23 protein-coding genes and 1 tRNA gene are annotated in these 25341 nt (G+C 29.7%); 14 read left to right on the top strand and 10 right to left on the bottom strand.

Annotated elements, in window-relative coordinates:
* Positions 1–6: 6 nt before the first annotated feature.
* Both buk and XO10_RS01065 read right to left on the bottom strand, forming a co-directional pair.
* A complete protein-coding gene (buk, locus tag XO10_RS01070) occupies positions 7–1068 on the bottom strand; it encodes a butyrate kinase (protein ID WP_014295679.1) in 1062 nt (353 codons plus the stop codon).
* Between the two features lie 30 nt (positions 1069–1098).
* Positions 1099–2346 carry a PLP-dependent aminotransferase family protein gene (locus XO10_RS01065; protein ID WP_014295678.1) on the bottom strand — a complete coding sequence of 416 codons (1248 nt, stop codon included), beginning with the start codon at positions 2344–2346 and terminating at the stop codon, positions 1099–1101.
* 229 nt (positions 2347–2575) lie between these two features.
* On the opposite strand from XO10_RS01065, the gene glyA reads away from it, so the two are divergent.
* The 3 genes from glyA to uvrA all read left to right on the top strand — a co-directional run bounded on the left by glyA (position 2576) and on the right by uvrA (position 7990).
* Positions 2576–3847: a serine hydroxymethyltransferase gene (gene glyA / locus XO10_RS01060; protein WP_175421021.1), complete on the top strand. Its 1272-nt coding sequence runs from the start codon at positions 2576–2578 to the stop codon at positions 3845–3847.
* A gap of 100 nt (positions 3848–3947) precedes the next feature.
* Entirely contained in the window at positions 3948–5120 is a 1173-nt protein-coding gene (locus XO10_RS01055; RefSeq protein WP_175421020.1) for a DUF401 family protein, read from the top strand.
* A gap of 50 nt (positions 5121–5170) precedes the next feature.
* A complete protein-coding gene (uvrA, locus tag XO10_RS01050) occupies positions 5171–7990 on the top strand; it encodes an excinuclease ABC subunit UvrA (protein WP_014295675.1) in 2820 nt (939 codons plus the stop codon).
* A gap of 47 nt (positions 7991–8037) precedes the next feature.
* On the opposite strand, the gene pyk is transcribed toward uvrA, so the two are convergent.
* Both pyk and pfkA read right to left on the bottom strand, forming a co-directional pair.
* A complete protein-coding gene (gene pyk / locus XO10_RS01045; protein WP_014295674.1) occupies positions 8038–9465 on the bottom strand; it encodes a pyruvate kinase in 1428 nt (475 codons plus the stop codon).
* A 12-nt stretch (positions 9466–9477) separates the two neighbouring features.
* Positions 9478–10437 (bottom strand): 6-phosphofructokinase, encoded by a 960-nt coding sequence (gene pfkA, locus XO10_RS01040; protein WP_041638685.1) that lies wholly within the window; start codon positions 10435–10437, stop codon positions 9478–9480.
* A 176-nt stretch (positions 10438–10613) separates the two neighbouring features.
* Between pfkA and XO10_RS01035 the strand changes: the two genes are divergently transcribed.
* The 5 genes from XO10_RS01035 to gcvPB are packed head-to-tail and all read left to right on the top strand — an operon-like array spanning position 10614 to position 15136.
* Complete coding sequence (locus tag XO10_RS01035; RefSeq protein WP_014295672.1) at positions 10614–10829, top strand: DUF2007 domain-containing protein; 216 nt, start codon at positions 10614–10616, stop codon at positions 10827–10829.
* Positions 10829–11935, top strand: coding sequence for a glycine cleavage system aminomethyltransferase GcvT (gcvT, locus tag XO10_RS01030; RefSeq protein WP_175421019.1), 1107 nt, complete (start codon positions 10829–10831; stop codon positions 11933–11935). The genes XO10_RS01035 and gcvT overlap by 1 nt, the downstream gene beginning before the upstream one ends.
* Positions 11936–11947: 12 nt before the next feature.
* Complete coding sequence (gene gcvH / locus XO10_RS01025; protein ID WP_171814206.1) at positions 11948–12313, top strand: glycine cleavage system protein GcvH; 366 nt, start codon at positions 11948–11950, stop codon at positions 12311–12313.
* A 53-nt stretch (positions 12314–12366) separates the two neighbouring features.
* Complete coding sequence (gene gcvPA / locus XO10_RS01020) at positions 12367–13725, top strand: aminomethyl-transferring glycine dehydrogenase subunit GcvPA (protein ID WP_014295669.1); 1359 nt, start codon at positions 12367–12369, stop codon at positions 13723–13725.
* Positions 13709–15136, top strand: a complete 1428-nt coding sequence (gcvPB, locus tag XO10_RS01015) for an aminomethyl-transferring glycine dehydrogenase subunit GcvPB (RefSeq protein ID WP_014295668.1) — start codon at positions 13709–13711, stop codon at positions 15134–15136. Before gcvPA ends, gcvPB begins: the two co-directional genes overlap by 17 nt.
* 59 nt (positions 15137–15195) lie before the next feature.
* Here gcvPB and XO10_RS01010 read toward each other — a convergent pair whose 3' ends face one another.
* Both XO10_RS01010 and XO10_RS01005 read right to left on the bottom strand, forming a co-directional pair.
* Positions 15196–15825, bottom strand: a complete 630-nt coding sequence (locus XO10_RS01010; protein ID WP_175418014.1) for a hypothetical protein — start codon at positions 15823–15825, stop codon at positions 15196–15198.
* On the bottom strand, positions 15822–16445 hold the full coding sequence (locus tag XO10_RS01005; protein ID WP_014295666.1) for a DUF4897 domain-containing protein: 624 nt from the start codon (positions 16443–16445) through the stop codon (positions 15822–15824). Before XO10_RS01005 ends, XO10_RS01010 begins: the two co-directional genes overlap by 4 nt.
* Before the next feature lie 96 nt (positions 16446–16541).
* Between XO10_RS01005 and trpS the strand changes: the two genes are divergently transcribed.
* From trpS to XO10_RS00980, 5 genes are all read left to right on the top strand, one after another.
* The gene (gene trpS / locus XO10_RS01000) at positions 16542–17519 is read left to right on the top strand and encodes a tryptophan--tRNA ligase (RefSeq protein WP_014295665.1); all 978 of its coding nucleotides are present in this window, start codon (positions 16542–16544) and stop codon (positions 17517–17519) included.
* 4 nt (positions 17520–17523) lie between these two features.
* A complete protein-coding gene (locus tag XO10_RS00995) occupies positions 17524–18201 on the top strand; it encodes a ScpA family protein (protein ID WP_014295664.1) in 678 nt (225 codons plus the stop codon).
* Complete coding sequence (locus tag XO10_RS00990; protein WP_014295663.1) at positions 18191–18721, top strand: SMC-Scp complex subunit ScpB; 531 nt, start codon at positions 18191–18193, stop codon at positions 18719–18721. Before XO10_RS00995 ends, XO10_RS00990 begins: the two co-directional genes overlap by 11 nt.
* Positions 18684–19439 carry a pseudouridine synthase gene (locus XO10_RS00985; protein ID WP_175421018.1) on the top strand — a complete coding sequence of 252 codons (756 nt, stop codon included), beginning with the start codon at positions 18684–18686 and terminating at the stop codon, positions 19437–19439. Before XO10_RS00990 ends, XO10_RS00985 begins: the two co-directional genes overlap by 38 nt.
* An 82-nt stretch (positions 19440–19521) precedes the next feature.
* Positions 19522–19612 (top strand) — tRNA-Ser (locus XO10_RS00980).
* A 39-nt stretch (positions 19613–19651) separates the two neighbouring features.
* On the opposite strand, the gene XO10_RS00975 is transcribed toward XO10_RS00980, so the two are convergent.
* Entirely contained in the window at positions 19652–20272 is a 621-nt protein-coding gene (locus XO10_RS00975) for a LexA family transcriptional regulator (RefSeq protein WP_014295661.1), read from the bottom strand.
* Between the two features lie 183 nt (positions 20273–20455).
* On the opposite strand from XO10_RS00975, the gene XO10_RS00970 reads away from it, so the two are divergent.
* Positions 20456–20701, top strand: a complete 246-nt coding sequence (locus XO10_RS00970; protein WP_014295660.1) for a hypothetical protein — start codon at positions 20456–20458, stop codon at positions 20699–20701.
* A 35-nt stretch (positions 20702–20736) separates the two neighbouring features.
* Here the strand turns inward: XO10_RS00970 and glgP are convergent, their stop codons facing one another.
* The 3 genes from glgP to XO10_RS00955 all read right to left on the bottom strand — a co-directional run bounded on the left by glgP (position 20737) and on the right by XO10_RS00955 (position 25274).
* Positions 20737–23304 (bottom strand): alpha-glucan family phosphorylase, encoded by a 2568-nt coding sequence (gene glgP, locus XO10_RS00965; RefSeq protein ID WP_175421017.1) that lies wholly within the window; start codon positions 23302–23304, stop codon positions 20737–20739.
* A 98-nt stretch (positions 23305–23402) separates the two neighbouring features.
* Entirely contained in the window at positions 23403–24740 is a 1338-nt protein-coding gene (gene rlmD / locus XO10_RS00960) for a 23S rRNA (uracil(1939)-C(5))-methyltransferase RlmD (RefSeq protein WP_075780114.1), read from the bottom strand.
* A 54-nt stretch (positions 24741–24794) separates the two neighbouring features.
* On the bottom strand, positions 24795–25274 hold the full coding sequence (locus XO10_RS00955; protein ID WP_014295657.1) for a DUF2232 domain-containing protein: 480 nt from the start codon (positions 25272–25274) through the stop codon (positions 24795–24797).
* Positions 25275–25341 lie beyond the last annotated feature (67 nt).

Here is a 25341-nt window from a genome sequence, read left to right as displayed (position 1 = left end):
TTCACCTCACAATTTCCATTCTTTAGCTGGTTCTTCATTGTTTAATACCCTTAATGCACCTTCTGCTAATGCTTCCATTTCAAATGAACCTGGATATCTCATAATTAATGCAATTTTCGATACTCTTTGTTTAATCATATCTATAAATACATCGTTTCTTGCCATACCACCTGTTATAATAATTGCATCTACTTCACCTTTTAATATAGCTGCCATACCGCCAATTTCTTTAGCAATTTGATATGCCATAGCTTCAACTACTTTTTTAGCGTATTCATCTGTTTCGGCTTTTTTCATTGCTTCTCTTAGGTCATTTGTTCCAAGATATGCTACGAGACCACCTTTTCCAATATATCTTTTCTTTAATTCTTTTTTATCGTATTTACCAGAAAATGCCATTTTTGCAAGATCGCCAACTGGTAATTCCCCTGTCCTTTCAGGACTAAATGGTCCTTCGTCATTTGCGTTGTTTACATCTATCATTTTTCCTTTTCTTTGTGCGCCAACAGAAATTCCCCCACCAAGGTGTGCAATAACAAAATTACAATCTTCATATTTTTTGTTTAACTCTTTAGCAGCCTTTCTTGCAACACTTTTCATATTTAATGCATGGAATAAACTTCTTCTTTCTATTTCAGGAATACCTGAAATTCTTGATTCTGGAATAAATTCATCAACTGAAACTGGGTCGGTAATAAATATTGGTATTTCTCCATTTGACAATTCCCAACCAATTACAGCGGCAAGATTTGAAGCGTGTTCTATTTTTGTTTTGTTTCTTAAATAATCAACCATTTCTTCATTTACTTTATAAGTACCGCTTTCAAGAGGTGGAAGAATACCACCTCTTGCAGCAATTGCATCAAAGTCTGAAACTTTGTATCCATATTTTCCAATAAATTCTTCGATTTCGTTTTTTCTTAAATCTATTTGATCCATTAATCTATCGTATTTTTCTAATTCTTCCATTGAATGAGAAACTTCTTCAGAAACTATTAAGTTATTATCTTCAAAAACTGCTATTTTAGTTGATGTTGAACCAGGATTGATTACTAAAATTCGTTTCATTTTTTCACCTCACAATGCTTAAAATATTATTTATTTTAATTTCAATTCTATTCCTTTTTCTTTTGCATATTCGTCAATTGCTTCTCTTAATCTTTTTACACCTTCATCTAATTCTTCAAATGATGGAAGACAGAATGAAACTCTCATTGTATTTCTTTCTGGTTCATCTACATAGAATGTTTCGCCTGGTATATAGATTACTTTCTTTCTCTTTGCAATTTCAAATAATTCCATTGTATCAAAACCTTCTGGTAATGTAATCCATGAGAACAATCCACCTTCTGGTCTAATCCAGTCAACACCTTCAATATCTCCAAGGTATTTTTCCAACGCTTCCATAAATTTATCTTTTTTAGCTCTGTATAACTCTATTGTTGGTTTTATTTCTTCAAATAAATCATATTTTTCAATAAATCTTGCTGCTATTCTCTGAGTTAATGTTGAAGAACAAAGATCCATTCCCTGTTTTGCCAATACCATTTTTCTGATTAACTCTTTATTTGCAACAATAACACCTATTCTTAATCCTGGAGATAATACTTTACTAAATGTATTTAATAAGACAACCCTTTCACCATTATTTAATTTGAAGATACTTGGTTGCTTTTCTCCTTCAAATCTTAATGCACCATATGGATCATCTTCAATGATAATAAAATCATATTTTTCTGCTAATTCAATTAATCTTTTTCTCTTTTCAAGTGATAATGTTGTTCCTGCTGGATTGTGGAAATTACTTACTGTATAAACAAATTTGAATTTATCGATTTCTCCATTTTCATCTAATTTCTTTAATTCATTTTCAAGATAGTCAATATTCATACCATCTTTTTCAAGTGGAATGCTAATGTATTTTGGATTTCTTTGATTAAAAGCACTTCCTGCTCCTAAATAAATTGGTTTACTTACTGCACAGTAGCTATCTTCATCTAAAAATACTGTTCCAACAATAAATAATGCTTGCTGTGATCCTGTTGTAACCATTAAATTTTCTTCTGTTAAACCATGGATACCTTCATATTCTTCCATTAATCTAATGTACTGTTTAATTAATTCTGGATCACCTTCTGTTGAACCATACTGTAATGATACTCTGTATTCATTCATAATTACTTCATTTGCAATTTCTGACATTTTTTTAATAGGAAATGTTTCTGGATCTGGAATTCCACCACCAAATGAAATAATATCTTTATCACCAGCTGTTTTTAACAATTCTCTGATAAGGTTTGATTTAATCCTTTTAACGGTTTCTGAATACTTATTTTCAAATTTCACAATAATCACCCCTCCAAAAAGTAGTTTATTTCTCACTTTTATTTTACACTTTTAATTTACTTTTTACAAAGTTGATTAGAGGGGTATACATCTGGTTATATGGAATTATCCCTGATTAAATGGTGTGTGAAATTTTTTTCACGAAATTTTTTTCAATGTTAGTATTAGTATTTTTATTATATTTATTGTATAATATATGTGAAAATTTTATCGGTGAGGAGGAGAGAATATGTGGGAAAATGTGAAAACAATTGATCTTGAAATCTTCGAAATTATAACCGAAGAATTAAACAGACAGGAATATGGAATTGAATTAATTGCTTCAGAAAATTTTGCATCAGTTGCAGTTATGGAAGCAATGGGAAGCGTTTTAACAAATAAATATGCTGAAGGTTATCCTAAAAAAAGGTATTACGGTGGTTGTGAGGTTGTAGATAAAGCAGAAACTCTTGCAAGAAATAGAGCAAAGGAATTATTTGGCGCTAAATATGCAAATGTTCAACCACATTCAGGTTCTCAGGCTAATATGGGTGTTTACCTTGCATTAATGGAAACTGGCGATACATTAATGGGAATGTCATTAAGCCATGGGGGACATTTAACTCACGGTGCATCAGTAAACTTTTCAGGTAAAATATTCAACGTTGTACAATATGGTGTAAATGAAGATACAGAAGTAATAGATTATGATGAAGTAGAAAAGTTAGCTCTTGAACATAAACCAAAGGTAATTGTTGCTGGTGGAAGTGCGTACGCAAGAATTATTGATTTCAAAAGATTTAGAGAAATAGCTGATAAAGTCGGAGCATATCTTGTAGTTGATATGTCACACTTTGCAGGACTTGTTGCTGCTGGATTATACCCAAATCCTCTTGAATATGCACATGTTGTTACAACAACAACACATAAAACATTAAGAGGCCCAAGAGGCGGTATGATTTTAACTAACGATAAGGAATTATATAAATTAATTAATAAGAGTATTTTCCCTGGAATTCAGGGGGGTCCTTTAATGCATGTTATTGCTGCAAAAGCTGTGGCATTTAAGGAAGCTTTATCTCCAGAATTTAAAACTTATCAAGAACAGGTTATAAAAAATGCAAAAAAACTTGCTGAAGAAATGGAAAAACTTGGATTTAGAATTGTTTCAGGTGGAACAGATTCTCATTTATTCCTTGTTGATTTAAATGAAAAAAATGTAACCGGAAAAGCTGCTGAAAAAGCTTTAGAAGCTGCTGGAATTACAGTAAATAAAAACACTATTCCAAAGGAAACACGTTCACCTTTTGTAACAAGTGGTATTAGAATAGGAACACCTGCTGTTACATCAAGAGGCATGAAAGAAGAAGAAATGGTTGTTATTGCTAAATTAATTAATGAAGTTATTACAAATATAAAAGATGAAGATGGAACATTAGACGAAGAATTTAAAAATAAAATAAAATCAGAAGTAAAGGAATTATGTGAAAAATTCCCATTATATAAAGGAAAAATATTTTAAGTGTTTATAATTAATCCCGCTTTTTGCGGGATTTTTTTATTGTTATCAATATTTTTATGATATAATGATTAGGATAACTAATTATCAGGGAGGTTTTTGAATGATTACATTATCCATATTGGCAGGATTTTTTATTTTGATTTTAGCAATAAAATTTACCAAAAGTATTCATTGGGGAATATTTGCTGCTTTGATTTCTACTGCAATAATCTCTGCAAAGTTTCCTATGACTGCAACAGCTTTTTTGATAACATTAAAAGACCAAAAGTTTTATGAAATAATTATAACTATATATAGTATCTATTTAATAGCTGATACTTTTAAATCTTCTGGAAACTCACAAAAGTTTTCCAATAGTATAAAAAATATTTTTAATGCTAAACAGGCTTCTGCTTTAATGCCCATGTTTTTAGGCTTTTTGCCTATGCCAGGTGGTGCAATGTTCACTGCACCAATGGTAAGAGATATTTCTGATGAAAGTGAGTTGGATCATCTAACTGCTGCTTCTATGAATTATTGGTTTAGACATTCTATGGAATTTTTCTGGATATTATATCCGGCTCTTGTTCTTGAAGCAATATTTACAAAAACTGATCTGGTTAAAATTTTATTTTTGCAATTACCAATTGGTATTTTTGCAATTGTAAGCGCCTGGTTTTATTTTGGACTTGGTAAAATACATATTAATTATAGTAAAAAAGATATGATAACTTTTATTGACTCTTTAATACCAATTATCGCTATAATTATTGGAGTTTTATTAAAGATAGAAGGTTGGTTAGTTGTATTTACTGTTGCAGTTTTATACGCAATTTTTACCAAGAATTATAAAAATCTTTTTAAATTGAAATATTCTATTTTTCTTTTATTATTTTTGGTTTTCTGGTATAAAAATTTTATTAGTGCTTCTAATCTTTCTGTTATGTTTACTGAAGAACTTAAAAATTTTGGAATTAATCCCTGGATAATTATAATTTTTTCTCCATTTATTCTTGGATTGATTACGGGAATAACTCAAGCAGCTTTTTCTATTACAATACCTCTTACACTAAGTCTTGCAACCTCTGGGGCATTTCCGTTATTAGCAGCTGCAGTAACTAATTATTATTTTGCAATAATAGGAGTTTTGCTTTCACCTGTACACTTATGTTTATTATTAACTTCTAATTTTTTTGGTGTTAAGATGTCTTCAATGCTAAAAAATTTGATTATTCCCTTTATTTTTTCTTTTGTTGGTTATTTAATGATTTTATTATATCTTTTACATTTTTGAGTTGATTACAGAAATAATATATGTGGTATAATTTAGTGTGAGGTGAAAATATGAATTATATATATGTGAAAGGTGCCAAAGAACATAACTTAAAAAATATAGATGTAAAAATCCCTAAAAATAAATTAGTGGTTATTGCAGGACTTTCTGGTTCTGGAAAATCTACACTTGCAATGGATACAATATATGCCGAAGGTCAGAGAAGATATTTGGAATCTGTTTCTTCATATGCAAGACAATTTCTTGGCGAATTAAAAAGACCAAATGTCGAACAAATAATAGGACTTTCACCTGCAATTGCAATAGAACAAAAATCTGTATCCCACAATCCACGTTCTACCGTTGGTACAGTTACAGAAATATATGATTATATGAGGGTTTTATTTGCCAGAATTGGAAAAGCATATTGTCCAAAATGTAAAATTCCTGTTGAAAAATCTTCAATTGATGAAATTATTGAAAGAGTGTATGACCAATTTGATGAAAATTCAAGGTTATACGTTTTTGCACCTATTGCAAAAGAGAAAAAAGGTGAATTCAAAAAAGAATTGGAAACAATGAGAAAAAATGGATATAAGCGTGTTGAAATTGACGGTGAAATATACGATCTGGATGAAATTACATCTTTAAAGAAAAGCTATAGGCATACAATTAATTTACTTATTGATAGATTAAAGTTAAAAAAGGAGAATTTCGAAAGGTTATATGAAGCTATTGAGCTGGCTTTAAAGGAATCTGATGGATTTGTTGAAATTCGAGAATTGGATAAAGAAGGTAATGTGTTAAAAAAGAAAACATATAGCGAAAAATTGGTTTGTCCTGAATGTGGGTTTAGTTTCCCTGAAATTACTCCAAAACTTTTTTCTTTTAATAGCCCATATGGTGCATGTGAGGAATGTCATGGCCTTGGTTTTAAATTCGAATTTGAACCCACATATATCTTAGATTATGAAAAAAATATATATAATGGTGGAGTTTCTTTTGGAAAAGATACATATATGATGAAGGTAATTGAAAATGTTATAAAACATTTTAATGATGACCCTCAGAAGAAAATAAAGGATTTAAAAAAGGAAACTATTGATGGTATTTTATATGGAACAACAGAACCTATAAGATTTGAGTACAAAACTTCAAATGGTGTTTATCGTTATTATAAAGAGTTTGAAGGACTTATCAATATGTATGAGAGACGTTATAGAAATGCTGAGAATGATGAAATACGTTTATATTATCAAAAGGAATACATGGTAATGAAAACGTGTAATACCTGTCACGGAAAAAGGTTAAAAGAAGAACCTTTAAACGTTAAAATCAATGGCAAAAATATTCAGGAAATAACTGAAATGCCAATTGAAAAAGCCAAAGAATTTTTTGAAACAATATCTTTAACCAAAAAGGAAAAAGAGATTGTTGGAGAATTATTAACAGAGATAAAGAAAAGAATAGGATTTCTTGTTGATGTAGGATTGGGATATATAACTCTTTCCAGAAGTGCAAATACCTTATCAGGTGGAGAATCACAAAGGGTTAGACTTGCTACTCAAATTGGTTCAGGGCTAACTGGTGTAACATATGTACTTGATGAACCAACAATAGGTTTACATCCCAGAGATAATGACAGATTAATAGAAACTTTGAAAAAATTAAAAGAATTAGGAAATACTGTTATTATAGTTGAACATGATGAAGAAGTAATAAAATCTTCAGATTATATAGTTGATTTAGGCCCCGGCGCTGGAATTAATGGTGGAGAAGTTGTATATAGCGGGACAGTTAAAAATCTTCTTAAAAATCCAGGAAAATCCCTTACAGGACAATATATTTCAGGAAAGAAAAAAATAGAGTTAATAAAATATAAAACTAAACGTGTTGAAACAGATAAAAAGATAGAGATAATTGGAGCAGAACATAATAATTTAAAAAAAGTAAATGTAGAAATTCCTCTTGGAAAATTTATCGTGGTAACAGGTGTTTCTGGTTCTGGAAAATCCTCATTAATAATGGATACATTATATCCAGCATTATTAAAAGAGCTAAGACATTCAAAAGTAAGACCTGGAAAGTATAAAGAAATAAAAGGATTGGAATATATTGATAATGTTATCGCTATTGACCAATCTCCAATTGGAAGAACTCCAAGAAGTAATCCTGCAACTTATACAGGTGTATTTGATTTAATAAGGGATTTATTTGCTGCAACAAAAGAAGCTAGAATGAAAGGATATACAAAAAGCAGGTTTAGTTTTAATGTAAAAGGAGGAAGATGTGAAGCTTGTAAAGGTAATGGTTATTTAAAGATTGAAATGCAATTTTTGCCCGATGTTTATGTTACCTGTGATGTATGTAAAGGAAAGCGATATAATAAAGAGACGCTTACTGTAAAGTATAAAGATAAAACAATTGCTGATGTTTTAGATATGTCTGTAGAAGAAGCACTGGAATTTTTTGAGAATATTCCTCGTATTAAAAGAATACTTCAATTATTAAATGATGTTGGAGTTGGATATATAAAACTCGGACAACCAGCAACTACATTATCCGGTGGTGAAGCACAAAGAATAAAACTTACTTCAGAATTAAGAAAAAGAGACACAGGAAGAACTATATATTTTCTTGATGAACCTACTACTGGTTTGCATTTTGAAGATGTGAGAAAGTTAATTGAAGTTTTGCATAAATTGGTTGAAAAAGGAAATACTGTAATAATAATAGAACATAATCTTGATGTTATTAAAAATGCAGATTATATTATTGATCTTGGTCCTGAAGGTGGAGAAAAAGGAGGATATATTGTAGCCACAGGAACTCCAGAAGATATTATCAAAGCAAATACATATACAGGAAAATATTTAAAAAATGTGTTATAGCAAAAAACGCCTCAGAATTATTCGAGGCGTTTTTTGTTATATTAACATTATTTTATTTCTGCAATATGTAAAAAGTTTGTTTTACTTGAGAATCCATAAGGGATTCCAGCTGTAAATATAATTTTTTCTCCTGATTTTACTAATCCTTCTTCTTTTAAAGTTTGTTTAACAATATAAAGCATGGTGTCTGTACTTACAAATTCATTTACTATCATTGGTTTTACTCCCCAAACTAATGCCAACCTATTGTATGTTTTTTCTGAATGAGTAACAGCTATTATATTTACGTTTTCTCTATATCTGGATACTGCACGAGCTGTATAACCTCTATCAGTAACAGCTACTATAGTTTTTATTCCTGAACTTACAGCAATTTCATTAGCAGCTCTTGAAATTGCATTTGTAGTTGAATCATCTTCTTCATCAAATTCATAGAACAATGTACTATAATGATTAATATATGGTTCAGTTTCTTTAGCTATTTTATCCATAACCTTAACTGTTTCTATGGGGTATTTTCCTATTGATGTTTCGCCGGATAACATTATTGCATCTGTTCCATCTAAAATTGCATTTGCAATATCTGTTGTTTCAGCTCTTGTTGGAACTGGATTTTCTATCATTGTTTCAAGCATTTGAGTTGCTGTAATAACTGGTTTAGCCATTCTATTTGCAATTTTTATAATTCTTTTTTGTAAAACCGGAATTTTTTCAACTTCTACTTCAACTCCAAGATCTCCTCTTGCAACCATTACACCATCTGAGAGTTCAATAATTTTTTCAAGATCATTCTCTATTGCTTGCTTTGTTTCAATTTTGCTAATAATCTGTGCATCTTTTGCATTTAAGGAATTTAATATTTCTCTCATTTCAAGAACATCTTCTGGCTTTCTAACAAATGAAAGTGCAAAATAATCAACTTCATGTTTAATACCAAATTCTATATATTTTTTATCTTTTTCTGTTAACGCTGGAATTTTTATATCTGCCCCTGGTGCATTTATTCCTCTTCTATGTGTAATTGTTGCTGTATTTAAAACTTTAGTTTTTATGTTAACTCCGTCAGATTCTATAACTTCTAACTTTAATTTTCCATCATTAACTAAAATTTTATCTCCTGGTTTTACATCTTTTGGTAATCCTTTATAATTAATCGATACTTTTGTTTCATCGCCTGTAACTTCCTCTGCTGTTAATATAAATTCCTGTCCTTCTTCAAGTGTAATTTCATCTTTATAGAAATTTCCTGTTCTAATTTTTGGACCTGCAAGATCCAATAAAATCGCCACAGGTTTGTCAAATTCTTTTCTTACTTTCTTGATAGTTTCAATTCTTTTTTCATGAACTTCTGGGTTTTCATGAGATGTATTCAGTCTTAAAACATCAGCTCCAGCTTCTATTAATTTTCTTACCATTTCTTCTGATTCAGTTGCAGGCCCTATTGTTGCAACAATTCTTGTTTTTCTCATTGTCATTCTCATCACTCCTTATGATAATGTATTTGCTAATTTTACTAATTCATAATCTAACTCTTTCTTTTCACTTAATACTTTATCAATAGGAACTGCTATTAGTTTGCTTCTGTTTAAAGCAACCATAACTCCAGCTTCTCCATTAAGCAAAAACTTTACAGCTTCATAACCCATTCTTGAAGCTAATATTCTATCAAATGCAGTTGGTGACCCTCCTCTTTGAATATGACCTAAAATGGTTATTCTTGTTTCATACCCTATTTTATTTTCAAAATGTCTTGCAACTGTATATGCGCTTGCAGCACCTTCTGCAACAACAATAATACAATTTATTTTTCCTCTTTTTCTTTGTTCCCAAATTTTATCTGTTAATTGATCATAGTCAATTGGCAATTCCGGAATTATTATTCCTTCAGCACCAACTGCTATACCAGACATTAAAGCTATATATCCAGAACCTCTTCCCATTACTTCTACAATAAATGCTCTTTCATGAGAAGATGCTGTATCTTTTAATTTTTGCATTGAGTCTACAGCTGTATTTAAACATGTATCAACACCAATTGCCATATCTGTATCAGGTATATCGTTATCAATAGAAGCAGGAATTCCAACAATTGGTATTCCATGTTCTTCATATAATAATTTAGCACCTGTTAAACTTCCTTCACCACCAATTACAATTAATGCATCTATACCCAGTTCTTTTAAATTTCTTGCTGCTTCTGCTCTAATATTAGGATCTTTAAATCCCGGTACCCTCGCAGTTCTTAAAATAGTTCCGCCTTTTTCCATTATTCCTCCAACAGATGCATAAGTCAATTCAGTATATTCCTTATCAAGAATTCCTGCATAACCTTTGTAGAATCCTATTACTTCCAATCCATTTGAAGTTGCTGTTCTTGTTACAGCACGTACTGCTGCATTCATCCCCGGAGCATCTCCACCACTTGTTATAATACCTATTTTCTTAATTTGAGGCATTTTGTCTCTCCCTCCTTAAAAGTTATTAAACATGAAAATCTATGAATATATGAAATTTTTTTCAATTATCGCCGTTTATTGATATTATACCATGTTTTTTATAAAATTTCTTTTCTTTATAAAAACAAATTTTAGATGTATAATAGAATTTGAAAGAAGGTGTGAAAATGTGGAAAATTTTAAAATCTCACATTAATGACTTTGAAGCTCAAATGATAAAACAATTGCTCGAATCAAATGGAATAAATGTATTATTAAAAGCTCCTAAAGAAATTGGTATTGGGAGCGAATTTTTTGGTAATGGCACAATAATGAATCTTTATGTAAATGAAGAAGATTATAATGTTGCAAAACAAATTCTTGAAAATAGGGAGGCAGAGTAATGGAAAATTTAAAAAGAACACCTTTGTATGACGAACACGTAAGGTTAGGAGCAAAGATGGTTCCATTTGGTGGTTGGGAAATGCCAGTATGGTATTCTTCACTTAAGGAAGAACATAATGCTGTAAGAAATAACGTTGGAATTTTTGATGTTTCTCATATGGGTGAAATTGATATAAAAGGTAAAGATGCTGTTAAGTTTGTAAATTATTTAATAACCAATAATGTTGAAAAAATAAAACCAGAAGAAATCGTATATTCTCCAATGCTTAACGAAAATGGTGGAGTTATAGATGATTTATTAGCTTATAAGTATTCTGATGAACATATATTGTTGGTTGTAAATGCCTCTAACATTGAAAAAGATTATAATTGGATTGCTGAAAAAGCAAAAGATTTTGAAGTAGAAATTAAAAATATTTCTGATAATATTGCACAAATTGCTGTTCAAGGACCAAAAGCTGAAGAAATGTTACAAGAAATTTCAGGGGTTGATTTGAAAAATATTTCATATTATAATTTCACTGAAGGAAGAATTAACGGAATTGAATGTTTAATTTCAAGAACAGGTTATACAGGCGAAGATGGTTTTGAAATTTATCTTGATAAAGAGGCAGCAGTTCCAATGTGGAGAAAATTATTGGAATTACTTCCTAAATACGATGGAAAACCAGCAGGACTTGGTGCAAGAGATACTTTAAGATTAGAAGCAACATATTTATTATACGGAAATGATATGAATGATGAAATAACAGCTTTAGAAGCTGGATTAAAATGGGCTGTTGACTTCGAAAAGGATTTTATTGGAAAAGAAGGTTTATTGAAGGAAAAAGAAGTTGGCATTAGAAGAAGATTAAAAGGAATAGAAATGCTTGAAAAAGGAATTCCAAGACATGGTTATAAAGTTTTTGTTGGTGATGAAGAAGTTGGATTTATTACCAGTGGAACAGTTTCTCCTACATTAAATAAGCCAATCGCATTAGCAATGTTAAATAAACCATATTATAAGAAAGATACAGAAATTGAAGTTGAAATAAGAAATAAAAGGGTTAAGGCAAAAGTAATAAAAATACCATTTTACAGAGGTAGTGTAAAAACAAGAAAATAACTTTAGGAGGGTATGAGAATGAAAAAGTATACAAAAACACATGAATGGGTAGAAGTAGAAGGTAACATTGCAACAATTGGTATAACAGCACATGCAGCAGAAGAACTTGGAGATATAACATATGTTGATTTACCAGAAGAAGGAAAAGAAATCAAAAAAGGTGAAGCTCTTTGTGCTGTTGAATCAGTAAAATCTGCAAGTGATGTTTACTCTCCTGTTTCAGGAAAAGTAATTGAAGTAAATTCAGAACTTGATGCTTCTCCTGAACTAATAAATGATGATGCAGAAAATGCTGGTTGGATTGTAAAAATGGAAATCAGTGATGAAAGCGAATTAGACGAATTATTATCTGAAGAAGAATATAAGAATTCTCTATAATTTCAGGCCCGGTTTTCCGGGTCTTTTGAAATTTTAAAAGTGAGGTGACATTGGTGAAAAAATATCCATACATTCCACATACAGAAGAAGATATTAAAGAAATGATGGAAGTTATTGGAATTAAAAATATTAAGGAATTATATTCAGATATTCCCAAACTTTTTGAAGGTGATTTAAATATTCCTGAATCAAAATCAGAAATTGAAGTAAGAAGAGAAATTATGGAATTGGCTAATAGAACAATAAATCTTGATGAATATGCAATGTTTAGGGGCGCCGGAATTTATAAACATTATATTCCTTCAGCTGTATATCAACTTGCAACCAAAAGAAATTTTTTAACTGCTTATACTCCTTATCAAGCTGAAGTTTCTCAAGGTACATTACAAGCATTATATGAATTTCAAACTGCTATTTGTGAATTAACAGGTATGGAAGTTGCAAACTCTTCAATGTATGACGGAGGAAGTGCTGTAGCAGAAGCTATTTTAATGGCTTCAAGAATAAATAAAAAATATAAAACTTTAGTAGCTTCTTCCTTACATCCTGAATATATTGAGGTTTCAAGAACATACATAGAATCACAGAATCTGGAATTAGAAACTGTAAAATATGATGAAAAAACAGGAAGAATTGATATAGAAGATTTAAAATCAAAATTAACAGAAGATATAAGTTCTGTAGTAATCTCATATCCTAATTTCTTTGGTGTTGTGGAAAATATAAAAGCTATAAAAGAAGTATTACCAGAAAAAGTATTACTTATAGTTAACGCATATCCTATTGCACTTGGATTATTAGAAGCACCCGGAAAACTTGGTGCTGATATTGTAGTTGGCGAAGGACAATCTATTGGAAATTATATGTCTTTTGGCGGTCCAACATTTGGATTTTTTGCTTCTAAAAAGCAATACATAAGACAGATGCCTGGAAGAATTATAGGTGAAACTGTAGATGCTGATGGAAATAGAGGTTTTGTTATGGTTCTTCAAACAAGAGAGCAACACATCAGAAGAGCAAAAGCCACTTCAAATATATGTTCTAACCATGCTTTAATGGCTGTTTTATCTTCCGTTTATCTAAGTGTTGTTGGAAAAGAAGGTTTAGCTGAAATCGCATATCAAAACTATCAAAAAGCACATTATCTTGCTAAAAAATTAATGGAAACAGAAAAGTTTGAACCTGTATTTGAAGGACCTTTCTTTAATGAATTTGTTTTAAAACCAAAATTCGATCTTGATGAATTTAATAAGAAATTATATGAAGAAAAATTTGTTGGTCCATTAAATCTTGGAAAATTCTATAATGAATTAAATAATTATGGTTTATTCTGCGCAACTGAATTAAATACAAAAGAAGAAATTGACTACTTGATTTCTAAGGTAGGTGAAATCGATGAAATTAATCTTTGAAAAGTCAAAAGAAGGAAGAACATCATTTTCATTGCCTAAATTAGATGTACCAGAACAAAAAATCGAAATGGAAGATGAATTAATTAGAAAAGAAAAACCAAATCTTCCACAGGTTTTTGAACTTGAAGTCGTAAGACATTACAATGATTTAGAAAGAAAGAATCATTCTGTTGATAGTGGATTTTATCCATTAGGTTCATGTACAATGAAATATAATCCTATGATTAACGAAGAAATGGCTGGATTATTTAACAACATACATCCATATATAGATGAAGAATATACTCAAGGTGCTCTTGAATTAATGTACAATCTTCAGAATTACCTTGGCGAAATCACTGGTATGGATGCTGTTACATTACAACCTGCAGCAGGTGCTCATGGTGAACTTACAGGAATGCTTATTGTAAGAAAATATATCGATGATAATGGATATACAAATAAAACAAAGGTTATTTTGCCTGACTCAGCTCACGGAACAAACCCTGCATCAGCTAAAATGGCTGGTTTTGATGTTATTGAAGTAAAATCAGGTCCTGATGGAAGGGTTGACCTTGAAGAATTTAAAGAAAAAATGGATGATACTGTAGCAGCTATCATGCTTACAAATCCAAATACTCTTGGTTTATTTGAAAAGGATATTCTTGAAATTGCAAAATTAGCTCATGAACATAATGCCCTTCTTTACTATGATGGAGCTAACTTAAATGCAATAATGGGTAAGGTTAGACCTGGAGATATGGGATTTGATATAGTTCATGTTAACCTTCATAAAACTTTCTCAACTCCACATGGAATGGGTGGACCTGGAAGCGGGCCTGTTGGAGTAAAAGCTAAATTAAAAGATTATTTGCCTAAACCAGTTGTAGACTTAAATGAAGATGGAAAATATTATTTAAACTATGATATCCCTAAAAGTATCGGAAGATTAAGAACATTCTATGGAAATTTCTCTGTAATGGTAAGAGCTTATACTTATATTCTTTCAATGGGTCATGATGGATTAAAATTCGCAAGTGAAATGGCTGTATTAAATGCAAATTATTTAAGAAAGAAATTGGAAAAAGAATTTAAAATTGCTTATGATGAAGTATGCAAACACGAATTTATCATCGATGGAACATTCTTAAAAGAATATGGAGTAAAAACTCTTGATTTTGCTAAAAGGTTGCTTGATTATGGCATTCATCCACCAACAATTTATTTCCCATTGATTGTGCATGAAGCTATGATGATTGAGCCAACAGAAACAGAATCTAAAGAAGAATTAGACCATTTTGTAGATGTTATGCATAAAATATTAGAAGAAGCAAAATCAGATGCAGAAATTCTAAAAGGTGCCCCTCGAAATACACCTGTTAGGAGATTAGATGAAAAGGTTGCTAATAAAGAGTTAAAAGTAAGATTTTAATATAAAATATAGGGAATAGTCAAATGGCTATTCCCTATATTTTATAACAACTAAATTTTTTATTTTTTATTTTTATGGTATAAGTTTATTATAAGTTTTATCTCACCTGATCCTTTATCAAGCATTTTTGCAATTTCCTGTATGCTCATTCCTTTATCATAATATTCAATTATTTTTTCTTTTAAAATTTGTTCCGGACTTTTTTCTTCTTCAATTTCTTTTTCAATTACATGTGTTTTATAATTTTTTTCAATATTTTCTCTGTTGTATCCAATTGATATTTCACGTTGCTGATAATCTATTTTTGGGATATGTTTCTCTTTCATAGGCGAAGACGGTTCCGCTAATCTTCTTTTTTCCTGTTTTATCTTTAAATTTGTTCTTTCTCTTTTTAGCTCATCTGTTTTTTTCTCAAGATCAGTAAGCATCGAAAAAGATTTCATATATGCTTCATCGGCATCTTTTATAAGTTGATCAAGAATTTCGATCTTATTATCCAGAGCCCGTAATCTCGAAGAGGTTATTTTTTGAAAACGTGCCAATAAAGTATTTGTTTGATCCTCAATGGAAGAATCAATTGTTATAGAAAAACTATTAAATTTTTTCCATAATGAAATTAATAAGGAGAGATTAATAAGAGATATAATAGATAATCCTATTAACCATATAAAAATGATTAGCGTTATCATTTTTCAACCCTTTCTAATTTTATTGTTGGAAATTCAATTTCGCCAGCATCCTTCCATAACAAATAATCTTCAGTAATTTCTGTTGGCTGAGGATATGTTTCAATAAACTCCCAATTTTTAGGTTTATAAATATATAATGTAGAATTTGCCAGATTCATTTTTTGTGAATTAAGAGAAAATTCATATTTGTTATTACCTAAATCTTTAATAAATCCAAAAATCACAGCTTTTTCATTGACATATATTGTATAATTATTATTGTTTGTAGTCAATGATGATTCTAAAGATACTAATTTGAAATCACGCCCTGTATTTTCTGTTAATTTTGATAAAAATTGTTCATATGCCTTTCTTTTTTCTTCATCAGGTTTATCATAATTTTCAATTAATCGGTTATAAGATTTTTCATCTTCAGCCTGAATTTCAACTTTAGAAAACATTACAACGCTTTTATCGTCATTTATATAATAATAATTATCGCTTTTTATTACCTTGAAATTTGTTTTCATATTTTTAACCATAAAAATATTTACAATACTTATTGCCAGTATAAATAATAAGGCTATCAAAATAAAATTATTTGAGAAACCTCTTTTCTGTTGAGCATTTGAATCTTTCATTTAAGTTACCCCCTTGAATTTTTATTTTTCATAGTATATAATACCACAAAATGTGGTAAAATAAAAAGAGTAAACGGGAAAAAAGGAGGGTTTTATGTGAGAATTTTAAGTGGTATGCGTGCAACTGGAAAATTACATCTTGGTCATGTTTTGGTGTTAGAAGATTGGAAAAGATTGCAGGATGAAGGAAATGAAACTTTCTTTTTTGTTGCAGACTGGCATGCATTGACCACTCACAAAGAAGAAAGTCATAAGATATACCAATCTACAATTGATATAGTAAGAGGATATCTTGCTGCTGGAATTGATCCAGAAAAATCTGTAATATTTGTTCAATCTGCGATTAAGGAACATGCCGAATTATATCTTTTATTAAATATGCTCGTTTCTGTTAGCAGATTAGAAAGAATACCAACTTATAAAGATTTAAAAGAAAATCTTGAAAATAGGGATTTATCAACTGCTGGATTTTTAACTTATCCAGTTTTGCAAACTGCTGATATTATTTTATATAAAGCAACAGGCGTTCCGGTTGGTGAAGATCAGGTTTATCATATTGAATTAAGTAGAGAAATTGTAAGGAGATTTAATAATTTATATAAAGAAGTATTTCCGGAGCCAGAACCAATTGTTACAAGAATACCAAAATTGCCTGGTACCGATGGTAGGAAGATGTCAAAGAGTTATGGAAACATTATAATGATAGATGAAGACCACGAATCATTGAAGAAAAAGATAATGCCAATGATGACAGATCCTGCAAGAATGAGAAGAACAGATCCTGGCACTCCAGAAAAATGCCCTGTTTGGGAATATCATAAAGCATTTACTTTAAATCAAGAAGAGCTGGATTGGGTTGTAAAAGGATGTACAACTGCTGATATTGGCTGTGTTCAATGTAAAAAATTATTATTAAAAAATATGGAAGAACGTTTAAAACCAATATGGGAAAAATACGAAAAAATTTCAGATGAAGATGTTTTAAATGTGATTCATGAAGGTAATAAAAAGGCCTCCGCTGTAGCGAAAAAAACTATGGAAGAAGTTAAGGAGGCTATGAACCTCAGGTGGTGATTATATGTTTTCCGACATAAATATTGAATTGGATATCTTTTCAGGCCCTTTTGAAGTTTTAGTTGACCTTATAAGAGAAAAAAAGATACCGGTGCGTATGCTACCGGTATCTTATATTGCTGATATATTTAACGAATATATAGAAAAAAATTATGACAATTTAAATGATATTGGTGAGTTCTTAAGAATTGCATCTTATCTAACTTTATTAAAATCAAAAGAATTATTACCAAAAGCCAATGAAGATAAAGAGTTTACACGTCAAAAAAATACATTATATAATATTATCGAGGATTATGATCAAATAAAGAAAGCTATGGAAAAACTTAAGGATAATTTTGGAAAAAATAATACTAAGAAACCCATTAGAGTTAAGGCTATGAGATTTGATAAAAAGAAAATTTATGAACAGTTAGACTTATATATGACAGATTATATACGGCTTCAGCATAAATTAGAAATATTACGTGAAGGTTTTACAGTAGAAGAAGCTATAGAAGAACTTGAAAAAATGGAAAGATTTACTTTACAAGAATTGTATATCCTTTCAAACAAAAATAGATTGAGATTTATAGTTTATTTTCTTGCATCATTGACACTTGTAAGAAATGGCATTCATTATATTAATGAAAATTACGAATTTATTCGTTCTAAAAAAGAGGTGACATTAGGTGCAGAATAAGCATCTTATCCCTATAGTTGAAGCTATGTTATTTTCAAAAAGTTCTGGCTTTTCTGTAAAAGAAATTTCAGAAAAATTGGAAATTTCAGAAGAAAAAGTCAATAGCATTTTAATTGAAATTTGGAAACATTATAATTCAGAATTTCATGGAATAGAACTGGAAATGTTTGAAGGAAAATATAGATTTACTATAAAAAGTGAAATAAAATCTATTTTAAAACCACGCCCAAGAACATTTTCTCTTACTGAATCACAATTTGAAATTCTTGCTATTTTACTTTTAAACGGTCCATCCTCTACAACAGAAATAGAAAAATCACGCGGAAAATCATCATACCATCAAATAAAAAAACTTATGGAAATGGGATTAATTGTTAAAAAAAGAAAAAACAATACAAAAAATAGATTTGTTTATGATCTTTCAGAGACTTTTTTTGAATTATTACCAGAAAAAACTATAGAAGAGTTAAGAGGTGCTAAAATTGATAAAACTTCAGACATTTCTCCAGAAGATAGGTGAAGGTTCTCGAAGAAAAGTTGGAGAAATGATTATCTCGGGAAAGGTAAAAGTAAATGGAAAAACTATCAAAGAACCCTGGTTTTTGCTTTCAGATAAAGATATTATTGAAATAAATAATAAAAAAATATATGTCAGAGAAAAAATAAACGATATAGATAATTATGTATATTATTTATTGCATAAACCTATAGGATATCTATCCTCTCTTTCCGATGATAGAGGAAGAAAAACTATTACTGATCTAATAAAAGGAAAAATACCTGAAAAGGTTTTTCATGTAGGAAGATTGGACTATAATACTTCCGGATTAATGCTCCTTACTAATGACGGAGAATTAGCTAATTTACTTTTACACCCCCAAAAAAAGATTTATAAAACATACAAAGTATTAATTAATAAACATATAAAAAACGAAGATATTGAAAAACTTAAAAATGGGGTAATTATAGAAAATTATAAAACTCAACCTGCCAAAATTGAAAAAATTAGAAAAAAAGGAAAATATTCAGAAGTAATTATTAGTATCCATGAAGGAAAAAAAAGACAGGTAAGATTAATGTTTAAAGTATTAGGATATAATGTACTAAAACTTAAAAGAATTAAGTTTGGTCCTTGGACTGTAAATGAAGTTCCTAATCCCGGAGATATAAAAAAAATTGATAATAAAGATATAAAAAAATTAAAAGATTATTTACAAATGAGAACGAAAAAAGATTAATAATAAATTTTAATTTCGTTTAAATAAAGTAGTTGACTAAAATCAATGTATATGATAAAATATTATGGAAATTAAATATGCTGGAGAGGTGGCCGAGCGGTCAAAGGCGCACGCCTGGAGAGCGTGTGACGGGCACAACCCGTCCGTGGGTTCAAATCCCACCCTCTCCGCCATAATATAAAAAATAGGAGCTTAAGCTCCTATTTTTTATATTAATATCTCCTATATAAGTTCACAACTTTTCCAATTATTTTCCATCTTAAATCTGGAGTTAAAATAATTGGTTCATACTTCGGATTTAAACTATATAACATTATAGTTCCATCAAATGTTTTCCTGAATACTTTAACCAGTGCGTCTTCACCATCATTTAATAATGCTATTACCCTATTTCCTGAATCTATATACGATTCCGGATCAACTATTACGTAGTCACCTTCTTTTATTTCTGGTTCCATACTATCCCCAACAACTTCAACTGCAAATGTTCCTTTCCAACCTTTTGGTATATAAATTTCATCAATAGGATAATCTACTGGTTGTGCTGCACCACTCACTCCTGCAGCAACTTTTTCATATACAGGAATTTTTTTCATTTCCACTCTTACATAAGTGTCATTACCTGATATATTATCCAATCCTAGCAAATAATCTGTACTTACATCAAAATATTTTGCCAATTCTATAATTACTTCAGCTGAAGGCTTGTTAATACCTGCTTCAATTCTATATACACTATTTCCCGCTATTCCGATAATAGCTCCAAGTTTTTCTCTTGATATTCCTTTTCTTTCCCTTAATTTTTTTATTCTTTCTCCAATTTCATTCTTCAATTTATTCACCTCACTTTTTTTATATCACTTATATTATACACCATTTTCTACCTTATAGTAGAATTGTAACATTAAAGTTACTCTTTCTTAATTGTATTAATGAAAAAAATATAGTAATATATAAATGTATTGATTATGATGTAGTAATTAAAAAGTATAAAAATACTAAAAGGAGGAAATAATATGATAAAAAGTGGTGAATTAGTAAAATGGTATGAAGAAAAAAAGCATTATTTTAAAAAATTCTTTATTAATCCAGATAATAATAAGTTTTACCTCGAATTAATTGGTCTGGAAAATGCTATCACAGAAAAAGATTTAACTTCTATTAATTCAATTGAAGAATTAGAAAGATATATTAAATATATTTTCGATATAGAAATTAAAAATATTTTTAAAAATAAAAACAAACAACCTCTTTCAGCATAAACGTAAAAAAAGCGGCTTTAAAAGCCGCCTTTATCTTATTGTGGATATTTTACAAAACCTATTAAATAATGTTGATATGGCATTATAGGATTATATGGAATAACTCTTACATTCCAGCCATACTGCCCTCTTTCATCTATTTCAAATTCACCTTCATACAAATATGTATCTTTATTTACTTCTTTTTTCAACTTCATATCAAACGATTTTAATGTAACTATTTTGTTGTCTTCCAATTTTGCTACAACAATTTGTGTAAGTACAGAATCCGGCCCAATTCCCGGTAAATAAACTTCTGCTTTTACTTCTATTTTTCCACCAGTTGAATATTCAATGTCTTCAGTTACATTTGAAAGAACTTTTATTCTAATATTTCCCCAGTTTTTCTCCAATATTTCTACCCAAGCAGAGAATTTCTTAGCTATTTCAAAATTATCTTTTACAAACTTTTCTCCTAATTCCGCTGCAGTCATATATAATTTTTGTGTATATTCTTTGAGCATTCTATGTGTATTAAAGAATGATGTAACTGATTTTATAGATTCTTTCATTATTTTTATCCATTCTCTTGAAACTCCCAATTCTTCATTATGGTCATAATAAAGAGGTACAATTTCTTTTTCAAGAGTATTATACATTGATGAACTATCTATTCTATCCTGTAATTCAAGGTCTGTGTAATCTCTTTCATCACCTATAGCCCATCCATTTTTTCCATTATAACCTTCAACCCACCAACCATCAAGAACACTAAAGTTCGGAGAACCGTTCATACCAGCTTTTTGACCACTTGTTCCACTTGCTTCTCTTGGTCTTCGTGGATTATTAAGCCATACATCAACACCGGCTACTAAATGCCTTGCAACATTCATATCATAATTTTCAATAAATACTATTTTATCTTTAAATTCAGGCATTCTTGAAATTTCGTAAATTCTTTTTATTAATTCCTGACCTGGTCTATCTGCCGGATGTGCTTTACCCGCAAAAATCAATTGAACAGGTCTTTCTGGATTATTTAAAATTTTACTGAGCCTTTCAAGGTCTTTAAAAATTAATGTAGCTCTTTTATATGTTGCAAATCTTCTTGCAAAACCTATTGTTAAAGCCTTTGGATTAAGAATATTTTCTATTTCTTCAAGTTGTTCTACTGTTTCACCATGTCTCATTCTTTGTTCTTTAGTTCTTTGATGTACAAATTCAATTAATTTTTTCTTTAAAGATTTTCTTACATTCCATAATTCTTCATCTGGAATCTCATCAATTTTTTTCCATAAATCAGGATCATCAATCTTTTCATGCCAGTCTTTTCCAAGATAATGAGCAAATAAATCCTGTAATTCTTTGGAAATCCATGTTGTTGCATGAACACCATTTGTTACATGTGTAATTGGAACCTCAACTGCTTCAAGTCCTTTCCATATGTCTTTTGCTAAATCCCGTGATACTTCACCATGTAATTTACTTACTCCGTTTGCTCTTGAGGATAAATTTAAAGCTAATGTTGTCATTGAAAATAATTCAGAACCATCAGCCCTTATTTCAGCTCCTAAGTCAAGAAATTCCCTTCTTGATGCTTTAAGTTGTGGCCAATAATCTTTGAAATATTTATCCATTAAATGAAAAGGAAATGCATCATGACCTGCTGGAACAGGAGTATGTGTTGTAAATACCGCACCAGCTTTTGCTGCTTGAACTGCTTCTCTAAATGTTAAACCGTGTTCCTGAACAAATTCTCTAATTCTTTCTAAACCTAAAAATGCAGAATGACCTTCATTCATATGCCATACCGATGGGTTATATCCAAGAGTTCTTAATGCTCTAACTCCTCCAATACCCAAAAGCATTTCCTGCCTTATTCGCATTTCCTGATCCCCGCCATATAATTGGTAGGTAATCATTCTATCTTCAGGATCATTTTGCGGAATATCTGTATCAAGATAAATTAAATTTATTCTTCCAACGGATAATTTCCATATCTTCGCATAAACTTTTCTATTATCCATTTCTACTGTTATATAAATTTCATTTCCTTCATCATCTTTTACTGGAACTACAGGAAAATTATCAAAATCATAAGGATTAAAAATAGCTTCCTGCCAGCCTTCAGAATTAATCCTTTGTTCAAAGTATCCCTGTTTATACAAAAGTCCAACAGCAACCAATGGAATTCCCAAATCACTTGCTGATTTTAAATGATCACCAGCTAATACACCTAATCCTCCAGAATAATTTGGAAATGATTCATGTAATCCATATTCAGCACAAAAATATGCAAATTCTCCACCTTTATATTGTTTATGTGTGGATTTAAACCATGTATTTTCAGTTTTCATATAATTTTCAAATTTTTCCACTACCTGAGAGTATAAACTCAATATAGCCTGATTTTGCGCTGCCTCGTTCAATTTTTTCTGGCTTACCTTTTTTAAAAATGCAACAGGATTTCTATTTACTTCAACCCATAAATCTTCATCAATTCTTTCAAAAATCTCCTGTGCATCATAATTCCAGGTCCACCAGAGATTTCTACTTAATTCTGGTAATTTTTTTAAATTTTCAGGCACTTTTGGTAATACATTTATCCTTGAAATAAATTCCATGGAAAGGCCTCCCTCCAATTTTTAATTTTAACAATACATATTATACCAAAAAAAGGTGTCTCAATTCAATATCTAAAGAAAAATTAAAATAATCAGGTTTATTTACTGTTTTTCAACTTTAAAAACGCAAAATTTTCTATATGAAAAGTATTTGGGAACATATCGAAAGGCTTTATTTTTTCTATATTATAGAATTCTTGCATTTTTGATAGATCTCTTGCCAGAGTGCTTGGATCACAGGATAAATAAAAGATATATTTAGGTTTCAATTCTGTTATCTTTGTTAAGATTTTCTTACTCAATCCACTTCTTGGCGGATCAAGAATGATTAAATCCAATTTTTTATCATAATTTTCTATAAATTTTTCCACATCTTCTTTTACGAAACTAACATTTTTTATGTTATTTATGTTCGCATTTGCTTTGGCGGCTTTTACAGACACATTATTACTTTCAACACCTGTAATGTGTTTTAATAGTGGGGCAAGATATATTGAAAATAGTCCAACTCCAGAATATAAATCTAATGCTGTTCCAGAAATTTTTTCAGATTTTACTATTTCAACAAACTCCTCTAAAATTTTCTTCGTTATAAAATAATTATTTTGAAAGAATGCTGTTGGTGGAATTTGATATTCAAAACCATCAAAATCCTCTTTTATTACTCCTTCACCTCTTAATGTTTTATATGGTCCTCTTAAAACAACAGAATCAGAACCATTCATGACATGGATAAAAGAATCTGCTTTTATATTTTTTAATATTAATTCCTTAAACTTCTTATAATTAGAAATGTATTCTGTTTTTGTTATAAAGATAGCCATAATCTCATTTTTTGAAAATGATTTTCTTAATACAAGATGTTTAAACTCTCCTTTTCTTCTTTTTGGATTATATATTTTCATATTTAAAGCTTCAAATATTTTTTTTACCTCTGTAATTATTCTATTAAATTCTTTTGGAGCTAATAAACAATTTTTTATATCTATAATTTCATTACTATTTCGTTGTTTTAATCCTAATTTTACTTCACCATTTTTATAAGCAAATGCAAATTCCATTTTGCTTCTATAATGGTTTATTTCATCAGATGGCACTACATTTTCTACAAGAGATTCATCGATTTTACCAATTCTTTTCATTTGTTCTTTTACAATGCTTTTTTTTATTTCCAATTGTTTTGAATAATCCATATCCAATAATTGACAACCACCACATTCATAAAAATGCGGACATACCGGTCTATTCCTATATGGTGCCTTTTCAAGATATTCAACAACTTCTGCAAAATACACATCTTTTTTATTATATTTTGTTTTTATCCTTACAAACTCACCAGGATATGCATGTTCAACCATATAAATTTTATTGTCATATCTGGCAAACCCATATCCTCCATATACCATTTTTTCTATAACAAGATCAATATAATCCATATCTCTCACCTCATTTTTATTTTTTATATTTAAATTATTATTTTTATTTCATTTTTACGCCTTTTTTTGATAAAATATAGTAGGTAGTTTATTGAGAATAAGTTTTGATATTCTACTATAATAAAATTTTATACTAATATATGCACCAGCTCCAATTAACGGCCAAAGATATCTGAATATTACTACATTAAAAAAAGATTTATACATAAAATAGGAAGACGCCACTGGTACGAGAAAAAATAAAATGTGGAGTATTTTCTTTTTTTTATCAACTACCAACCCCAAAACCGGCGGAAGTAAAAATGTGGTAAAAAATATCATTCCAAAAAGATCATTTATCATTAAAATTAAAAAACCCGTAGTTATTACAGAAATAATAAAATATTTCATATCCGTCAATTCATATACCAATACAAGCGGAATTAAACTAAAAAAAGAAATTAAAATACCAAATACAGGTATAAACATTTGAGCTGAAAATAATAATACCGCCAAAACGCTTAGTATAGCTGAGTAACTTATACTTTTCCCCATTTTAATACCTCTCTTTCTAAATATATATTATGAAATTATTAATAAAACAAAATAAGATAGGAGGAAC

This window comes from Marinitoga sp. 1135 (assembly GCF_013363245.1).
Taxonomy (GTDB): Bacteria; Thermotogota; Thermotogae; order Petrotogales; family Petrotogaceae; genus Marinitoga; species Marinitoga piezophila.
This window is presented reverse-complemented; position numbering and strand designations above follow the sequence as displayed.